The organism is Dyella thailandensis, assembly GCF_050749815.1.
Classification (GTDB): Bacteria; Pseudomonadota; Gammaproteobacteria; order Xanthomonadales; family Rhodanobacteraceae; genus Dyella_A.
In genome coordinates, this window is sequence record NZ_CP192735.1 from 2,569,238 (window position 1) to 2,586,299 (window position 17,062).

At 66.5% G+C, this 17,062-nt stretch carries 14 protein-coding genes; 9 read left to right on the forward strand and 5 right to left on the reverse strand.

Features of this window, described 5'->3' with window-relative positions; all coding sequences use genetic code 11:
* Positions 1-4 precede the first annotated feature (4 nt).
* The 8 genes from ACQVBX_RS11895 (at position 5) to ACQVBX_RS11930 (ending at position 8,566) form a co-directional block, all read left to right on the forward strand.
* A complete protein-coding gene (locus ACQVBX_RS11895; RefSeq protein WP_431634291.1) occupies positions 5-580 on the forward strand; it encodes a cob(I)yrinic acid a,c-diamide adenosyltransferase in 576 nt (191 codons plus the stop codon).
* Between the two features lie 6 nt (positions 581-586).
* Positions 587-1,507 carry a histone deacetylase family protein gene (locus ACQVBX_RS11900; RefSeq protein ID WP_431634292.1) on the forward strand — a complete coding sequence of 307 codons (921 nt, stop codon included), beginning with the start codon at positions 587-589 and terminating at the stop codon, positions 1,505-1,507.
* Positions 1,508-1,624: 117 nt separating this feature from the next.
* Entirely contained in the window at positions 1,625-4,033 is a 2,409-nt protein-coding gene (locus tag ACQVBX_RS11905; protein WP_431638175.1) for an LPS-assembly protein LptD, read from the forward strand.
* 39 nt (positions 4,034-4,072) lie between these two features.
* Complete coding sequence (locus tag ACQVBX_RS11910; RefSeq protein WP_431634293.1) at positions 4,073-5,422, forward strand: peptidylprolyl isomerase; 1,350 nt, start codon at positions 4,073-4,075, stop codon at positions 5,420-5,422.
* Positions 5,423-5,427: 5 nt separating this feature from the next.
* A complete protein-coding gene (gene pdxA, locus ACQVBX_RS11915) occupies positions 5,428-6,426 on the forward strand; it encodes a 4-hydroxythreonine-4-phosphate dehydrogenase PdxA (RefSeq protein ID WP_431634294.1) in 999 nt (332 codons plus the stop codon).
* 49 nt (positions 6,427-6,475) lie between these two features.
* Entirely contained in the window at positions 6,476-7,276 is an 801-nt protein-coding gene (rsmA, locus tag ACQVBX_RS11920; protein ID WP_431634295.1) for a 16S rRNA (adenine(1518)-N(6)/adenine(1519)-N(6))-dimethyltransferase RsmA, read from the forward strand.
* Between the two features lie 55 nt (positions 7,277-7,331).
* Positions 7,332-7,715, forward strand: a complete 384-nt coding sequence (apaG, locus tag ACQVBX_RS11925; protein WP_431634296.1) for a Co2+/Mg2+ efflux protein ApaG — start codon at positions 7,332-7,334, stop codon at positions 7,713-7,715.
* Complete coding sequence (locus ACQVBX_RS11930; RefSeq protein ID WP_431634298.1) at positions 7,715-8,566, forward strand: symmetrical bis(5'-nucleosyl)-tetraphosphatase; 852 nt, start codon at positions 7,715-7,717, stop codon at positions 8,564-8,566. The genes apaG and ACQVBX_RS11930 overlap by 1 nt, the downstream gene beginning before the upstream one ends.
* A gap of 55 nt (positions 8,567-8,621) precedes the next feature.
* On the opposite strand, the gene secA is transcribed toward ACQVBX_RS11930, so the two are convergent.
* A complete protein-coding gene (secA, locus tag ACQVBX_RS11935; RefSeq protein WP_431634299.1) occupies positions 8,622-11,324 on the reverse strand; it encodes a preprotein translocase subunit SecA in 2,703 nt (900 codons plus the stop codon).
* Positions 11,325-11,535: 211 nt separating this feature from the next.
* The gene (locus ACQVBX_RS11940; RefSeq protein WP_431634300.1) at positions 11,536-12,465 is read right to left on the reverse strand and encodes a M23 family metallopeptidase; all 930 of its coding nucleotides are present in this window, start codon (positions 12,463-12,465) and stop codon (positions 11,536-11,538) included.
* A 28-nt stretch (positions 12,466-12,493) separates the two neighbouring features.
* On the opposite strand from ACQVBX_RS11940, the gene ACQVBX_RS11945 reads away from it, so the two are divergent.
* Positions 12,494-12,955 carry a DciA family protein gene (locus ACQVBX_RS11945; RefSeq protein ID WP_431638176.1) on the forward strand — a complete coding sequence of 154 codons (462 nt, stop codon included), beginning with the start codon at positions 12,494-12,496 and terminating at the stop codon, positions 12,953-12,955.
* Positions 12,956-13,203: 248 nt separating this feature from the next.
* On the opposite strand, the gene lpxC is transcribed toward ACQVBX_RS11945, so the two are convergent.
* The 3 genes from lpxC to ftsA all read right to left on the reverse strand — a co-directional run bounded on the left by lpxC (position 13,204) and on the right by ftsA (position 17,041).
* A complete protein-coding gene (gene lpxC / locus ACQVBX_RS11950; protein WP_431634301.1) occupies positions 13,204-14,118 on the reverse strand; it encodes a UDP-3-O-acyl-N-acetylglucosamine deacetylase in 915 nt (304 codons plus the stop codon).
* Between the two features lie 392 nt (positions 14,119-14,510).
* A complete protein-coding gene (ftsZ, locus tag ACQVBX_RS11955; protein WP_431634302.1) occupies positions 14,511-15,689 on the reverse strand; it encodes a cell division protein FtsZ in 1,179 nt (392 codons plus the stop codon).
* A 119-nt stretch (positions 15,690-15,808) separates the two neighbouring features.
* Positions 15,809-17,041 (reverse strand): cell division protein FtsA, encoded by a 1,233-nt coding sequence (ftsA, locus tag ACQVBX_RS11960; protein ID WP_431634303.1) that lies wholly within the window; start codon positions 17,039-17,041, stop codon positions 15,809-15,811.
* Positions 17,042-17,062 lie beyond the last annotated feature (21 nt).

Here is a 17,062-nt window from a genome sequence, read left to right on the forward strand (position 1 = left end):
CGCCATGGGCAATCGCCTTTCCAAGATCTACACGCGCACCGGCGACGACGGCAGCACCGGCCTGGGCGATGGTTCGCGCGTGCCGAAAGACTCGGCGCGAGTCGCCGCCTACGGCACAGTCGACGAACTCAACTGCACGATCGGCATGGTGCTCGCCTGCGAAGGCGTGCCGCCCGACATTCAAGAGACTTTGACCCAAGTGCAGCATGAGCTGTTCGACCTGGGCGGCGAGCTTTGCATTCCGGGCATGGCTATGATCGAGGAAAGCGACATCACCCGCCTCGAACAGGTGCTGGACCGTTTCAACGAGCCGTTGCCGCCACTGAAGGATTTCATCCTCCCTGGGGGCGGCATGGCCGCGGCCACCTGCCACCTTGCACGTACCGTGTGCCGCCGTGCCGAGCGGGAGGTAGTAGCGCTGGGGCGCGAGGAAAAGCTGCGCCCGCAGGCGTCGCGCTACCTCAACCGCCTGTCCGACCTGCTGTTCGTGCTGTGCCGCGTACTGGCCCGCGCGAGCGGGCATGGCGAGGTGCTGTGGCAGCACGAGCGCCGCCGCAAGCCTGCACCGTCTGCCGACTGACCCTCCGTGCTGCGTCTCTACACGCACGAGAGTTGTCTGCGGCACGATCCGGGCCCCGGCCATGCTGAATCGCCGCTGCGCCTGAAGGCCGTGCTGCAGGCACTGGACGCCGACCGCTTCGCCGCCGTCGACCGGGTGGAGGCTCCGCGGGCCACGCGTGAACAACTGCTGCGCGTGCACGATGCCGCCCATGTCGATCGCGTGCTCGGCAGCGCGCCGACTGAGGGTCGCGTGCAACTCGATCCGGATACCTGGATGTCCCCCGGGTCCGACGAGGCCGGACTTCGCGCCGCCGGCGCCACCTGCGCCGCGGTGGACGCCGTGCTCGCCGGCCACACGGCCCGCGCGTTCTGCGCCATACGTCCGCCCGGTCACCACGCCACGCCGGGCGAAGCGATGGGCTTCTGCCTGTTCAACTCGATCGCGGTGGCGGCCGCCCACGCCCTGACCGTGCATGGGCTCAAGCGCATCGCGATCGCCGATTTCGACGTGCATCACGGCAACGGCACGCAGGACATCTTCGCCAGCGAGCCGCGGGTGCTGTTCGTCTCCAGTCATCAGTCGCCGCTGTATCCGGAAACCGGCTTCGCGCACGAGCGCGGCGTGGGCAACATCCTCAACGCGCCGCTGCCGGCAGGGGCCGGCTCGATGGAATTTCGCGAGACCTGGCACAACGAACTGCTGCCGCGCATGCACGCCTTCAAGCCGCAACTGGTGCTGGTGTCGGCCGGCTTCGACGCGCATCGCGACGACCCGTTGGCCGATCTGCGCCTAGGCACCGAAGACTATGCGTGGATCACCCAGCAACTGGTGGAGCTGGCCCGCGTCCACGCTGGGGGAAGGCTGGTGTCCAGCCTCGAGGGTGGCTACGACCTGCGCGCGCTGGCCGCCAGCGCCGCCGCTCACGTCGAAGCCCTGCTCGACTGACCAACGGCGCCATCGGCTGAACCCCCGCCGCGGGCGACCGCCTCGTCCGCCTGCCGGCCGTGCGGCGTTTCTGCTAGCTTAACGAGCCCTTTCCGCCGACAGACTGCCATCGTGACGATGACGCCGCGCCCGTTGCCCCCGCGCCGCCTGCTGGCGGTTGCCGCCGCCCTCGCCTTGGCCGGCGCCTCCATGGAAGTGGACGCCGCCACGACGGAAGCTCTGCCCCCCGGCGCCGCCGCGCATCCGGCCACCACCTGCAAGCTCGGCTCGTTCCACTGCCCGCCCCGCCCGATCAGCTACGCCATGTGCCGACCGAACGCGCTGCTGGAGTTCTACGATCCCACCCTGCCACGCGACAGCACACTGCGCGACGATGCCGATACCGACGTCCACGCCGAGCGCGTGGACAGCTCCAACCAGTCGCTCTACAAGCTCACCGGCGCCGTGCGCATGCAGCGCGCCGACCAGCTGCTGCGCGCCGAGCGGGTCGATTACAACGACCAGACCACCGACTACGACGCACGCGGCAATGTGCGCTACCAGGACGCCGAGCAGCTGTTCTCGGCCGACCATCTCAAGGGCAACAACGAGGCCAAGCGCGGCGTCGCCGACAATGTCACCTACCAGTTGCTGGCATCGCGCGGCAACGGCGTGGCGAAGCAGGCCACGCTGATCGACGCCCAGCACAGCAACTACCGGGACGTGACCTACTCCACCTGCGACGTCGGCCATCGCCTGTGGGAGATTCGCGCCAACCGCCTCACGATGGACCGTGACGCCGGCGTAGGCGTGGCGCACGGCGCCACGATGCGCTTTGCCAATGTGCCGTTCCTGTACCTGCCGTACCTGAGCTTCCCCATCGACGACCGTCGCAAGAGCGGCTTTCTGGCGCCGACGTTCGGCAGCTCCAGCCATTCCGGCTTCATGGCGAGCGTGCCCTACTACCTCAACCTGGCACCGAACTATGACGCCACGCTGGAGCCGCGCCTGTACTCCAGCCGCGGCGCCATGCTGGCGGGCCAGTTCCGCTACCTCCTGCCGGGCAGCAGCGGCCAGTTCGACTTCGAATACATCAACAAGGACCGCGGCGAGAACCTGGCCAATTCCGGGCTGACCACGCAGGGTCGCCAGCGCTATCTGTACCGCTTCTCGGACAGCACGGCGCTGTGGCCGGGATGGAACTTCGGCACCAACGTCAATCGGGTCTCGGACAAGAATTACCTGCGCGATTTCAGCAACGACCTGTACACCACCGCTACCAGCTCGATCGCGTCGAACGCATATGTGGCGGGAGCTGGCAATTGGTGGAGCGCGTCACTGGGCGTGGACAGTTACCAGAACACCGACCCGTTCCTGAGCGATCGCGGCCTGCAGTACAAGCGTTGGCCGCGCGCCACCTTCAACCTCGACGTGCCGCTGGCCAACTGGCTGGAGTTCGGCATGGGCAACGAGGCCGTATCCTTCCGCAAGGACGGCTTCATCGAGGGCAAGCGCGCCGATCTCTACCCCTACCTGGCCGCCGACTGGCAGGGCGCAGCATGGTTCGTGCGGCCCAAGCTGGCCTACCGCTACACCGCCTATCAGCTAGACGACTACTACTCACTTTACGGCTACGGTGGCCGCCTCGGCGCCAACCAGGCATCGCCCTTCACCGAACGCAACCCGAGCCGTGCGCTGCCGATCGCCAGCGTCGACACGGGGCTGATCTTCGATCGCACCGCCTCGCTGTTCGGCACCAGCTATACCCAGACGCTCGAGCCGCGTCTGTACTACCTGTACGTGCCGTATCGCAATCAGGACAACCTGCCGCTGTTCGACACGCAGCAGCTCAGCTTCGACTACTGGCAGCTGTTCTCTCCGAACCAGTTCTCCGGCGCCGACCGCCAGATGAATGCGAACAACCTCACCGGCGCCATCACCACGCGGCTACTGGACGACAACGGCGTGGAGCGCTTCTCGGCCAGTTTCGGGCAGATCCGCTACTTCAACCCGCAGCGGGTGAAGCTTCCCGGACAACCGGTGACCGACTGGACAGGCTCCGATTACGTGGCGCAGGCGAGCATCCAGCTCAACGACCAGTGGCAGGCGAACTCCTCGTATCAGTGGAGTCCGAACACCCGCAAGACGGACCTGGGCGCGTTCGGACTGCAACGGCGCATCCGTGACAACGGTGTGCTGAACTTCTCTTACCGCTTCCGCCGGGTGCCGGGGAGCACCAACACGCTGCTGGAACAATACGACGCCTCCACGGTCTATCCGGTCTCCGAACGCTGGCGCCTGCTCGCGCGCTGGACGTACTCGGTGAAGGATCGCCGCACGGTCGAGGCACTGGCTGGGCTGCAGTATGAGAGTTGCTGCGTGATCGTCAGTCTGGTCGGGCGGCATTACGTCAATCAATACAGCGTCGTGTCCAGCCGTCCCGATAGCAACAACGCCATCATGTTCGAGCTGCAGTTCAAGGGACTGGGTGCGTTCAACGGCCAGGCCGAGGACCTTTTGCGGCGTGGTATTCTGGGATATCAATAATTTGTCCATCGCCTGAGGGCGATCGAAGGCTCCGTTCTGATGAAGCAACCTCTCGCGCTGTTCCTGCTCGCGATCGCCGCCGCGACCGTCGCTCCTGCCCACGCCCAGCTGTTGCCGCAGGCAGTCGCGGGCACGTCGACCGGCGCCGACCAGTCGCTGGACCGCATCGTCGCCGTGGTCGATGACGGGGTGATCCTGCAAAGCGAACTCGACGACGCGGTGCGCGCGGTGCAGCAGCAATACGCGAACAACCCGAATCAGCTGCCGCCGCTGAACGTGTTGCAGCGTCAGGTGCTGGACCGCCTCATCCTGATGCGCCTGCAGGTCAACAAGGCCGACGAGCAGGGCATCCGCGTCTCCGATGCCGATGTCGACCAGGCGGTGGCGGGCGTCGCCCAGCAGAACCGCATGACGCCCGACCAGCTGCGCGCTGCCGTGGAACAGAGCGGCGCCAGCTTCGCCGCATTCCGGCAGCAGCTGTCTGAACAGCTGATCGCGCAGCGCCTGCACGACAGCGTGGTGCGCGATTCGGTGCAGATCACCGACAGCGAGATCAACAACCTGCTCAGCAGCCCCAGCTACAAGGCAGGCGAAGTCCACCTCGCGCACATCCAGATCACCATTCCCGCCGGCGCCTCCCCGACCGACATCCAGGCCGCGCAGTCGAAGGCCAGCGAAGCCATCAAGGCGATCCAGGGCGGCATGGACTTCAACGCCGCGGCGATCCGCTATTCCGATGCGCAGGACGCGCTCGACGGTGGTGACCTGGGCTGGCGCCGCATCGACGAGGTACCGCCGGCCTTTACTGACACCATCGCGGCCATGAAGCCTGGCGACGTCACCCCGGCCCTGCGCGGGCCGACCGGCTTCACCATCCTCAAGCTCGTTGGCCAGCGCCAGCCCGAGCGCCAAATGATCACCGAGTACCACGCCCGCCAGATCCTAATCAGCCCCAGCGAGCTGATGACGGCCGACCAGGCCCGGCAGAAGGCGCAGGAGCTGTACGACCGCATCGTCAACAAGCACGAGGACTTCGCCAAGCTGGCGAAGGAGAACTCCAAGGACGACACCACCGCCAACGCTGGCGGCGACATGGGCTGGTTCGCACAGCAGGCCTGGGGTGGCACGATCGCCCAGCAGCTGGCCGCGCTGAAGCCAAACCAGGTGTCCCAGCCATTCCAGAGCGAAGCGGGCTGGCACATCCTGCAACTGCTCGGTACGCGCCAGGCAGATCGCACCGACGAAATCGCCCGCAACCAGGCACGCCAGGCCATCGGCAATCGCAAGGCGGAGCAGGCCTACGACGACTTCCTGCGCCAGCTCAAGGCCAATGCCTACATCAAGGTGATGGTGCCGGAGCTGCAGGACCCCACCAACGGCAACGCCTGAGGCGCATGGACTCGCGTCCGCGCCCGCGGCTGGCGCTGACTGCCGGCGAACCGGCCGGCATCGGCCCGGAGTTGCTGGTCCGGCTGGCGGCGATCCCGTTTGACGCCGAGCTGGTGGCGATCGCCGATCGCGGCCTGATCGAGCGCGCTGCTGCCCGCTGCGGGCTGGATATCCAGCTGGTGGACGATGCCGGCCCGGCTCCGGCGCTCACCACCGCCGTGCAGTTGCGCGTGCACCACGTGCCGATGCCGGCACCGGAGCAACCGGGCAAACCGGATCCGGCCAACGCCCGCTACGTGCTGGCGACGCTGGCCGAGGCGGCCGATGGCTGCCAGGCTGGCCGCTACGACGCGGTCGTTACCGCGCCACTGCAGAAGTCGTCGATCAACGACGCCGGCATCGCCTTCAGCGGCCACACCGAGTTTTTCGCCGAACGCGCGGGTGCAGACGTCGTCATGATGCTCGCCAGCCCCGAGCTTCGCGTGGCGCTGGCCACCACCCATCTACCGCTGTCCGCCGTGCCGACGGCGGTGACCGGCGCGCGCCTGCAACAAGTGCTGCGCACGGTCCATAGGGAACTGCAGCGCAAGTTCGGCATCGAGGCACCCCGCATCGCCGTGCTCGGCCTGAACCCGCACGCGGGTGAAGCGGGCCACCTGGGGCGTGAGGAGATCGACACCATCATTCCCGCGCTAGACGCCTTGCGCGAGGAAGGCATGGAACTGCTCGGCCCGCTGCCCGCCGACACGGCGTTCGTTCCGGCGATGCGTGCGCGTTACGACGCGGTGTTGGCGATGTATCACGACCAGGCGCTGCCCGTGCTCAAGAGCGAGGCGTTCGACCGCACCGTCAACCTGACGCTCGGCCTGCCCTTCATCCGCACCTCGGTCGATCACGGCACTGCACTGGATCTGGCTGGGACGGGCCGAGCCGACCCGTCCAGCCTGATCGCCGCCGCGCGCATGGCGCTGGACCTGGTGCTGCGCAGCCGCCACGCCGCCTGATCGCGCCGACGCGCCGGCCGCGTCGGCGTATCACCTTTCCGAGTTGCCCATGAACGCCCGTCCCAAGAAAAGCTTCGGCCAGCACTTCCTGCACGAGAAGCGCTACATCGATCGCATCGTCAGCGCCATCGCACCGCGCGACGGCGACACCGTGGTGGAGATCGGACCGGGCGAGGGCGCACTCACCCTGCCCCTGCTCGCTGCCGCCGGTCGCCTCACGGCGATCGAACTGGACACCGACCTGATCCCCGCACTGCGCGAGCGCGCCGCGGCAGTGGGAACGCTGACGATCATCCAGGCCGACGTGCTGACGGTGGATTTCACCGTCCTCGCGCAGCAGCTGGGCGCGAGCCGTCTGCGTATCGCCGGCAACCTGCCGTATTACATCTCCAGCCCGATCCTGTTCCATTGCGTGGAGCATGCTGCCGCCATCGAGGACATGCACTTCATGCTGCAGAAGGAAGTCGTCGACCGCATGGCCGCCGAGCCCGGCAGCAAGGTCTACGGCAGGCTCTCGGTGATGCTGCAGCTGGCCTGCCGCGTGGTGCCGCTGTTCGACGTCCCGCCGGGCGCGTTCCGGCCGCCGCCCAAGGTGGATTCGTCGGTGGTGCGACTGGTACCGCTGACGCCCAGCGAGCGGCACGACGCCGACCCGGCGCGCGTGCACGCGATCGTCAAGGCCGCCTTTGCCCAGCGTCGCAAGACGCTCGCCAACGGGCTGAAACAGCTCATGGGTGCCGATGCGATCCGCCGCGCCGGGGTGGATCCGGGCGCGCGCGCAGAAACCCTGGCGCCGCTGGATTTCGTGCGGCTCGCCAAACTCGTCGACGACGAACAGGCGGCCAGCTGAAGCGCACTTGCTGCGGCCTGACCGGATCGCATCGGCAGGCCGTACAATCGCGCCCATGAATGCGAAATCCCCCTACACCATCGATGTACGGGTCCAGACCCGCTTTATCCCCGACCAATCCAAGCCCGACGACAATCGCTACGTCTTCGCCTACACCGTCACGCTGCGCAATGCGGGACAGGTGCCGGCACGACTGATCACCCGCCACTGGGTGATCACCGATGCCAACGGCAAGGTGGACGAGGTGCGCGGCGACGGCGTCGTCGGCGAGCAGCCGTGGATTCGCCCGGGCGACGACTACGAGTACACCTCCGGCGCCGTGCTGGAGACCGCGGTGGGCACGATGGTCGGCAGCTACCAGATGCTGGCCGACGATGGCACCGAATTCGACGCGCCGATCCCGACCTTCACGCTCTCGATCCCGCGCACGCTGCACTGATGGCGACCTACGCAATCGGCGACGTGCAGGGCTGCTTCCCCGAGCTGCAGCGGCTGCTCGACAAGCTACGCTTCGACCCGTCGCGCGACCGGCTGTGGTTCTGCGGCGACCTGGTCAACCGCGGTGGGCAGTCGCTGGAGACGTTGCGACTGATCCACGGCCTGCGCGAGTCCTGCGTCGTCACGCTGGGCAACCACGACCTCAGCCTGCTGGCGATCGCCCTGCGCCGGCCGGATGCGCAGGCGCGGGTGAACCCCGAATTGCGCGAAGTGCTGTTTGCCGAAGATGCCCCGGTATTGTTCGAGTGGCTGCGCTCGCAAAAGCTGCTGCACCATGACGAGCAGCTCGGCTGGACCATGGTGCATGCCGGCCTGGCGCCGATGTGGACGCTGCGCCAGGCGCAGCGTTCGGCTCAGGAGATCGAACGCGAGCTTTCCAGCCCCCGGCATCCCCGACTGCTGAAGAATCTGTTCGGCAATCGGCCGGCCGCCTGGTCCAGCCGGTTGCAGGGCGTGGAACGCCTGCGCGCCTCGATCAACACGTTCACGCGCATGCGCTATTGCGACGTCCAGGGCCGCATCGACTTCGAGGGCAAGGGCATTCCGGGCACGCAGAAGCCGGGCATGTACCCATGGTTCGAGGTGCCGGGCATGCGTCGTCGCGAGACGCGCGTGGTCTGCGGCCACTGGTCGGCACTCGGGCGCTTTGCCGGGCTGGGCATCTATGCCATCGACACCGGCTGCGTGTGGGGCGGTCAGCTCACCGCGCTACGGCTGGACGTGGAAGAACCCGTGTATGTCACGGTAAACGCCGAACCGCACCGCAAGCGTCCACCCGGCGGCGAAGACTGATAAAAAAACGGGAGGCTCTTGCCTCCCGTTTTTCTTGGTACGCGAGCTGCGCCGATCAGCTCAGCTGGCCGTGGCAGTGCTTGTACTTCTTGCCGGAACCGCAGGGGCACGGGTCGTTGCGCCCGGCCTTGGGACCGTCGGATGCGGCCGCCTGCGAATGGGCCGGATCGCCCGCGCTGACCGGAGCACCGCCGCCGCTTGCCAGCATCTGACGCTGCAGGCGCTCGGCCATACGCTGCTGCTCGGCCTCCATCGCAGCGACCTCTTCCTCGCTGCGCACGCGGATACGCGCCAGCATCTGCACGATCTCGCCCTTGATGCGGTCGAGCATGTTGGAGAACAGCTCAAACGATTCGCGCTTGAACGCCTGCTTGGGATCCTGCTGGGCGTAGCCGCGCAGGTAAATGCCCTGGCGCATGTAGTCCATGCTCGCCAGATGCTCCTTCCAGGCGTTGTCCACCACGGTGAGCATGATGTGCTTCTCGAGCTGGCGCATGGTCTCGGCGCCGATCTGCGCCTCCTTGGCGCGGAACAGCTCGTCGACCATGCCACGCACGTGCTCGAGGATCGCGTCGGCATCCAGCTCGTGCTGCTGCTCGACCCACGGTTTGAGCTGCGCATGCAGGCCGAACTCGGTCTCCAGCTCCCGATCGAGGCCGGCGATGTCCCACTGCTCGTCGATGCTGTCGGCCGGCACGTGCGCACGCACCATCTGCTCGACGACGTCCTCGCGGATGTCGGCGATGGTGGCCGAGACGTCCTCGCCTTCCAGCAGCTCGTCGCGCTGCTTGTAGATCACCTTGCGCTGGTCGTTGGCGACGTCGTCGAACTCGAGCAGGTGCTTGCGGATGTCGAAGTTGTGCTGCTCGACCTTGCGCTGCGCCTTTTCGATCTGCCGGCTGACCATGCGGTCTTCCAGCGCATCGTCTTCCTTCATGCCGAACATGCGCATCCAGCGGCCGACCCAGTCACCGGCGAAGATGCGCAGCAGGTTGTCTTCCAGCGACAGGTAGAAGCGCGAGGAACCCGGATCGCCCTGGCGACCGGAGCGGCCGCGCAGCTGGTTGTCGATGCGGCGTGACTCGTGGCGCTCGGTGCCGATGATGTGCAGGCCACCGGCGGCCAGCACCTGGTCGTGGCGCTTCTGCCAGTCGCTCTTCACGCGCTGGCGGTCCATCTCGCTGGCCTCGGCAGGCAGCGCGGCGAGCGCCGCTTCCAGGCTGCCGCCCAGCACGATGTCGGTACCGCGACCGGCCATGTTGGTGGCGATCGTCACCGAGCCCGGCGCACCGGCCTGGGCCACGATGTGAGCTTCGCGCTCGTGCTGCTTGGCGTTGAGCACTTCGTGCGGGATTTTCTCTTTCTGCAGCAGACCCGACAGCAGCTCGGACACCTCGATCGAGGTGGTACCGACCAGCACCGGCTGGCCACGCTTGTGGCAATCCTTGATGTCCTCGATCACCGCGCGGTATTTCGCCGCCTGTGCGAGGAACACCATGTCCGGGTTGTCCTTGCGGATCATCGGCTTATGGGTGGGGATGACCACCACTTCCAGCCCGTAGATGTGCTGGAACTCGTACGCCTCGGTATCGGCCGTACCGGTCATGCCGGCCAGCTTGGCGTACATGCGGAACAGGTTCTGGAACGTCACCGTGGCCAGCGTCTGGTTCTCGCGCTGGATCGGCACACCCTCCTTTGCCTCGACCGCCTGATGCAGACCATCGGACCAGCGACGACCGGCGAGGGTACGACCGGTGAACTCGTCGACGATGATCACTTCGCCATCGCGCACGATGTAATCGACGTCGCGCTGGTAGATCGCATTGGCGCGCAGCGCCGCGTTGAGGTGGTGCACCACCGCCAGATTCTTGGAGTCGTAGAGGCCGCTGTCGGCCTCGATCACGCCGGCCTGACGCAGCAGCTCGTCGGCGTGTGCCATGCCCTCCTCGGACAGGTGCACCTGCTTCTGCTTCTCGTCGACCCAGTAATCGCCGGCGCCGTCTTCCTTCTCCTGGCGCACCAGCCGCGGCACGATCTTGTTGACCGCGATGTACAGCTCGGGAGAGTCCTCCGCGGGACCGGAAATGATCAGCGGAGTGCGCGCCTCGTCGATCAGGATCGAGTCGACCTCGTCGACGATCGCGTAGTTCAGGCCGCGCTGGTAGCGCTGGTCCTTCGACAGCGCCATGTTGTCGCGCAGGTAATCGAAGCCGAATTCGTTGTTGGTGCCGTAGGTGATGTCGGCCGCGTACGCCGCGCTCTTGTCGGCGTGATCCATACCCGGGTAGACCACACCCACGCTCAGGCCGAGGAAGTTGTACAGCTTGCCCATCTGGGCCGAGTCGCGGCGGGCCAGGTAGTCGTTCACCGTAACGACGTGGACGCCCTTGCCTTCCAGCGCGTTGAGGTACACCGGCAGCGTGCCGACCAGGGTCTTGCCCTCGCCGGTGCGCATCTCGGCGATCTTGCCCATGTGCAGCACCATGCCGCCAATCAGCTGCACGTCGTACGGGCGCATACCAAGCACGCGCTTGGCCGCCTCACGCACAGTCGCGAAAGCTTCCGGCAGGAGCTGGTCGAGCGTCTCGCCGGCGGCCAGGCGCTGCTTGAACTCGTCTGTCTTGCCACGCAGGGCGTCGTCGCCCAGCGCGGTGTATTCGGATTCCAGCGCATTGATGCGGGCGACGGACTTGGAGAGCTGGCGCAGTACGCGGTCGTTACGGCTGCCAAAGAGGCTCGTCAGGGCACGATTGAACATCGATCATCCGGATACTGGAGACAGGAAAGCCCGCCAGCACGCGGCCGGCTGGGCCAAATACGCGATGATACTAGGGTCCGCCGGCTATCCCAAACGCATGAAAAGACGCGGAGAAAGGCCGCGACGCCCCAACTCGCCGCACCGCTGATGGGGTGGCGGCGCGAGGCGGCGGTTTCAAGAGCCGGGAGTTTCCCGTTGGAAGCCGGCAGGATCAGCGGTGGTTGCGGACGTAGGCCAGCGGATTGACCACGCGGCCCTTGTACCAGACCTCGAAATGGACGTGCGAGCCGGTGGAGCGGCCGGTGGAACCGGCGTCGGCAATGACGTCACCCACCCGCACGCGCTGGCCGGGGTGGGCAATCAGCTTGCTGTTGTGCGCGTAGCGCGTCATGTAACCGTTGCCGTGGTCGATCTCGATGACGTCGCCATAGCCGCTGCGGATGCCGGCGAAGGTGACCATGCCTTCGGCCACCGCATGCACCGGCGTGCCCAGCGGGGTGGCGATATCGATGCCGGTATGCCGCGCGGCGTGGCCGCTGAACGGGTCCGGACGACCCCCGAAGTAAGAAGAGATATAACCCTGCACCGGCATGCCGGTAGGCTTAAGGTTGGACTCGATGCGCGCGTCCATCAGCAGGCTCTGCAGCGCGGTGAGCTGGGCCTGCTGACCATCGAACTGCGTGGCCAGCTGGCTGATGCTGCTTTCCAGGTTCTGCGGCAGCGTATAGGCCGCGCCGCTGGTGTCTTCGACACCGCCCACGGGCGGTGCCTGGTCGAAATCGAACTCGCCATCGTCGAGCTTGCCCATCTGGGCCAGCCGCTCACCGAGCGCATTGAGCCGCGTGGATTGGGCCTGCAGCTGCCCGAGCTTCACTGCCAGGGCGTCGAGATTGCGCTGCGCATCCTGCTTCACCGCGCCCAGCTTGGCGTCCTGCGCGTCGATCTTGTGCTGCAGCTCGCTGATCTGGGAGAGCGCCCGGTCCCGCGGGCTGGCCACCGTGAGCGCCACTGCCGCACCGAGCGCCATGCAACCGGCCACTGCCACCACCCCCAGGGTTGCGATCCGCCAACGCATACGCCGACAGGCGAGATCGAGGGTCTTGGGCACCTTCTTGGTGCGGGACACGAGTATGATTTGCATGCTTTTCCACGTTGAAGAAGTCGGCACCATGCAGCGCGCCGGTCCACCCATCCCTCGCCGCTCCGGACACGGGCTCAAGCCCCTGGCCGAATGTGGCGCGTTTGCCCGACTCGCCACCAAGGCTGCCGAGCTGGATGCGCTGGATCGTGCCCTGCGCCAGACGTTGCCGACATCGCTGCGCGACCAGGTGCGTTTCGCACATGCGCGCGGCGACCGCCTCGTCTTTCTGGCGTCCTCCCCGGCCTGGGCTTCCCGCTTGCGCCTGATGCAGACGCAGCTTCTCGCCACCGCACGTGCCCTTGGCACCTGCGCCAGTTCAGTCACCGTGAAAGTGGCCCCCCAACCGCCGGCCGCAACGGAGCCGGATCGGTCAAAACCGCTTTCGCCTGCTGCAGCCGTACATCTCAAGGCGGCTGCAGTGTCAGTCACAGACCCCGAACTGCGGGCACTGTTCCTGGAGCTGGCGTCCCTCGCCGAAACTGCTGATTGAGACCCCTGTCGACCGCAGTAGACGACTGCCGCTGCGGCCTCCCAACGGCGCCCGGGGTGCCGCAATTTCCGCCGGAAGCGTCCGGCGAGGCTGGGTTTATAACACGAGGGCATGAGCCCCTGACAAGTCCACGTGTCCGTGGCGTGAAGCAATCGTGGACAACTGCGTGAACTTCGCCACAAAACAAAACGGCCACGCTGCGAGGCGTGGCCGTAATGTTTGTGCGAGCTGCCGGTCGTGCGGGGCGGTCAGATCGCCTGCGCCGGATGGGCGTAGGAGATCGGCGCGGTAGCCGGATCGTCCTCGTAGACCACCTCTTCCCAGGCATCCGGCTGGGCGATCAGCGTGCGCAGCAGCTTGTTGTTGAGCTCGTGGCCGGACTTGTGCGCGTGGTAGGCGCCGACCAGGCTGTGACCGAGCAGGTACAGGTCGCCGATCGCATCGAGGATCTTGTGCTTGACGAACTCGTCTTCGTAGCGGAGGCCGTCCTCGTTGAGCACGCGGTAGTCGTCGAGCACCACAGCGTTGTCCATCGAGCCGCCGAGCGCCAGGTTGTGCTCGCGCAGCATCTCGATGTCGCGCATGAAGCCGAACGTACGCGCGCGGCTCACTTCCTTGACGAACGAGGTCGTGGAGAAATCGATCTCCGCCCGCGAGGTGCGCTTGTTGATGATCGGGTGGTTGAACTCGATCGAGAAACCCACCTTGAAGCCCTCGAACGGCTCGAAGCTGGCCCACTTGTCGCCTTCCTGCACCTTCACCGGCTTCTTGATGCGGATGAAGCGCTTGGCCACCGGCTGCTCTTCGATGCCGGCGGACTGCAGCAGGAACACGAACGGACCGGCACTGCCATCCATGATCGGCACTTCCGGCGCCGACAGGTCGACATAGGCGTTGTCGATGCCCAGACCGGCCATCGCCGAGAGCAGATGCTCCACCGTCGAGACGCGGACGTCGCCGTTGACCAGGGTGGTGGACAGACGCGTATCGCCCACGCAGTCCGGGCGCGCGTGGATGTCGACCGGCGGATTGAGGTCGGTGCGACGAAACACGATGCCGGTGTTGGGTGCTGCCGGGCGCAGGGTCATGTAGACCTTGTCGCCGGTGTGCAAGCCCACGCCGGTCGCGCGGATGATGTTCTTGAGCGTACGCTGCTTGATCATTTTTTAGGGTACCCGTGGACGGCAGCAGCCAGATTGGTCGGTGATGCTAACACAGTCTTAACCTCAGACAATAGCAAACCGGACCGTACAGTCTTTAGCCCGCCTTCATGCTTCGGAGCGCCCCGCGATCCCGCCAAGCGGAGTGGAGCATTTCCAAATCATGCACTTACGAAAACAGAAAACCTCCTGGCCGGGGACGGGAGTCCGGCCAGGAGGCGCGCCGCGGGTCATCCGGACACGTAGCTTTGCTAGCGCCTTCACATTTGCGAGGGCTTCCATGACACGCACAGGCGGCGGACCGGCCCCCGAAAGGAACACAGCCTTGCAGGCACCACCGAAGTCATTAAGACCGACCTATGACCCGATGGTTCCTGCCTGCCGCCCAACGCCGGTCAATCCGCCTGTCGACGCAGGAAGGCGGGGATGTCGAGATAGTCGAAGCTCGAATCCGCTGCCTTGGCCGGGGCGCTTTCATGGCGGCTGGTGCTGACGACATCTGGCTGGGCGTAGTCCACCACCTCGTTGCCGGTACCGGTGCGCAGCACCACCGGACGCGGGCGCTGGCGCATCTCCACCTGCTGGGTCTGCACCGGACGCACCGGCTGGCGCACGTTCGCGCGGTTGAGGCCCGTGGCCACCACCGTGACGCGCACGTCGTCCTGCATCTCCGGATCGAGCGAGGTGCCGATCACCACGGTAGCATCCTCGGACGCGAAATCGTGGATCACGCGGCCGATCTCGTCGAACTCGCGCATGGTGAGGTTCGGGCCAGCGGTGACGTTGACCAGGATGCCGCAGGCGCCGTTGAGGTTCACGTCCTCCAGCAGCGGGTTGTTGATTGCCGCCTCGGCCGCCGCCTGGGCGCGGTCGTCGCCGCGGGCAGTGCCCGAACCCATCATGGCCATGCCCATCTCGGACATCACCGTGCGCACGTCGGCGAAGTCGACGTTGATCAGGCCCGGCGAGGTGATGAGGTCGGCAATGCCCTGCACGGCGCCCTGCAGCACGTCGTTGGCAGCCTTGAACGCGTTCAGCAGGGTGACCTCGCGACCGAGCACCGAGAGCAGCTTCTCGTTCGGCACGGTGATCAGCGAGTCGACGTGCTGGCTGAGGTCCTCGATGCCCTTCAGCGCAACCTGCATGCGGCGACGGCCTTCGAACGGGAACGGCTTGGTCACCACCGCCACGGTCAGGATGCCCTTCTCCTTGGCCAGCTGCGCCACCACCGGTGCGGCGCCGGTGCCGGTGCCACCGCCCATACCGGCGGTGATGAACACCATGTCGGCGCCCTCGAGCATTTCCTCGATGCGCTCGCGGTCTTCCAGCGCGGCCTGACGGCCCACTTCCGGGTTGGCACCTGCACCCAGGCCCTTGGTGACGTTGGCGCCGAGCTGCAGGTGGGTGCGCGAACCGCAGCTCTTCATGGCCTGCGCGTCGGTGTTGGCGACGACGAACTCGACGCCTTCGATGTTGGCATTGAGCATGTGCGCCACGGCGTTGCCGCCGCCGCCGCCCACGCCGATGACCTTGATGACTGCGTTGGGGGTCAATTTATCGATCAGTTCAAACATTTCCCGTCCTCCATAGAGCTTTAGTTGTCGTTGTAACCGCGGCGGATGACTCCTGTCGGGCCGTGGTGGTGGGCGTTTCCCTTCGCCCGTGGCAGCGCTTCCGGCGCCGCCAAATGCATTCAGAAATTCTTCTTGAACCAGCCGCGCAGCTTGTCCAGCGGGCCGCCGATGGCGCCGCCCACCGGGCCGCCGTGACGCACGCCGCCGCTGCGCGCGCCGTGCAGCAACAGGCCCACGCCGGTGGAATGCAGCGGGTTGGACATCACCTCGCCCAGCCCGCTGACGTGCTGCGGCACGCCCACCCGCACCATCTTGTGGAACAGCTCCTCGGCCAGTTCGAGCGCGCCCTCCATGCGCGCGGCACCGCCGGTGAGCACGATGCCGGCGGCGATCAGGCTGTCGTAGCCGGAACGGCGCAGCTCGTCCTGCACCATCTCGAAGATTTCCTCGTAGCGCGCCTGCACGCTCTGCGCGAGCGACTGCCGTGCCAGCCGCCGCGGCGGCCGATCACCCACGCTGGGCACCTGGATGGTTTCATCCGCATGCGCGAGCTGCGCCAGCGCACAGGCGTACTTGATCTTGATCTCCTCGGCGTGCGCAGTCGGTGTATGCACGCCGTAGGCGATATCGTTGGTGACCTGATCGCCGCCCACCGGCAGCGACTTGGTGTAGCGGATCGCGCCCTGCGTATAGATGGCGATATCGGTGGTGCCCGCGCCGATGTCGACCAGGCACACGCCCAGCTCGCGCTCGTCGTCGGTCAGCACCGACTTGCTGCTGGCCACCGCCGAGGGCACCAACTCGTCCACCGACAGGCCGCAGCGCTGGATGCACTTGGTGATGTTCTGCACCGCCGCGGCCGCGCCGGTCACCAGATGCACCGAAGCCTCCAGGCGCACGCCGCTCATGCCGACCGGCGAGCGGATGCCGTCCTGGCCGTCGATGCGGTATTCCTGCGACTCCTTGTAGAGCACCTTGCGGTCGGCCGGGATCGCCACGGCGCTGGCCGCCTCCAGCACCTGGTCGAGATCGCCCGGGGTGACCTCGCGATCGCGGATCGCCGCGGTGCCGTGCGAGTTGCGCGTTTCCAGGTGGCTGCCGGAGATCGACGCGAACACCGAACGGATGTCGCAGCCGGCCATCAGCTCGGCCTCCTCGACCGCGCGCTGGATCGAATGCACGGTCGACTCGATGTCCACCACCGAACCACGCTTCAGGCCGCGCGAGACATGCGAGCCGATGCCGATCACCTCGATCGGCTCGCCCGGCTCGTACTCGCCGACGATCGCCACCACCTTGGAGGTGCCGATATCCAGTCCGACGACCAGCTGCTTGTCGTTACGCGTCTTCATAGGCCGGACTCAATGGGGCAG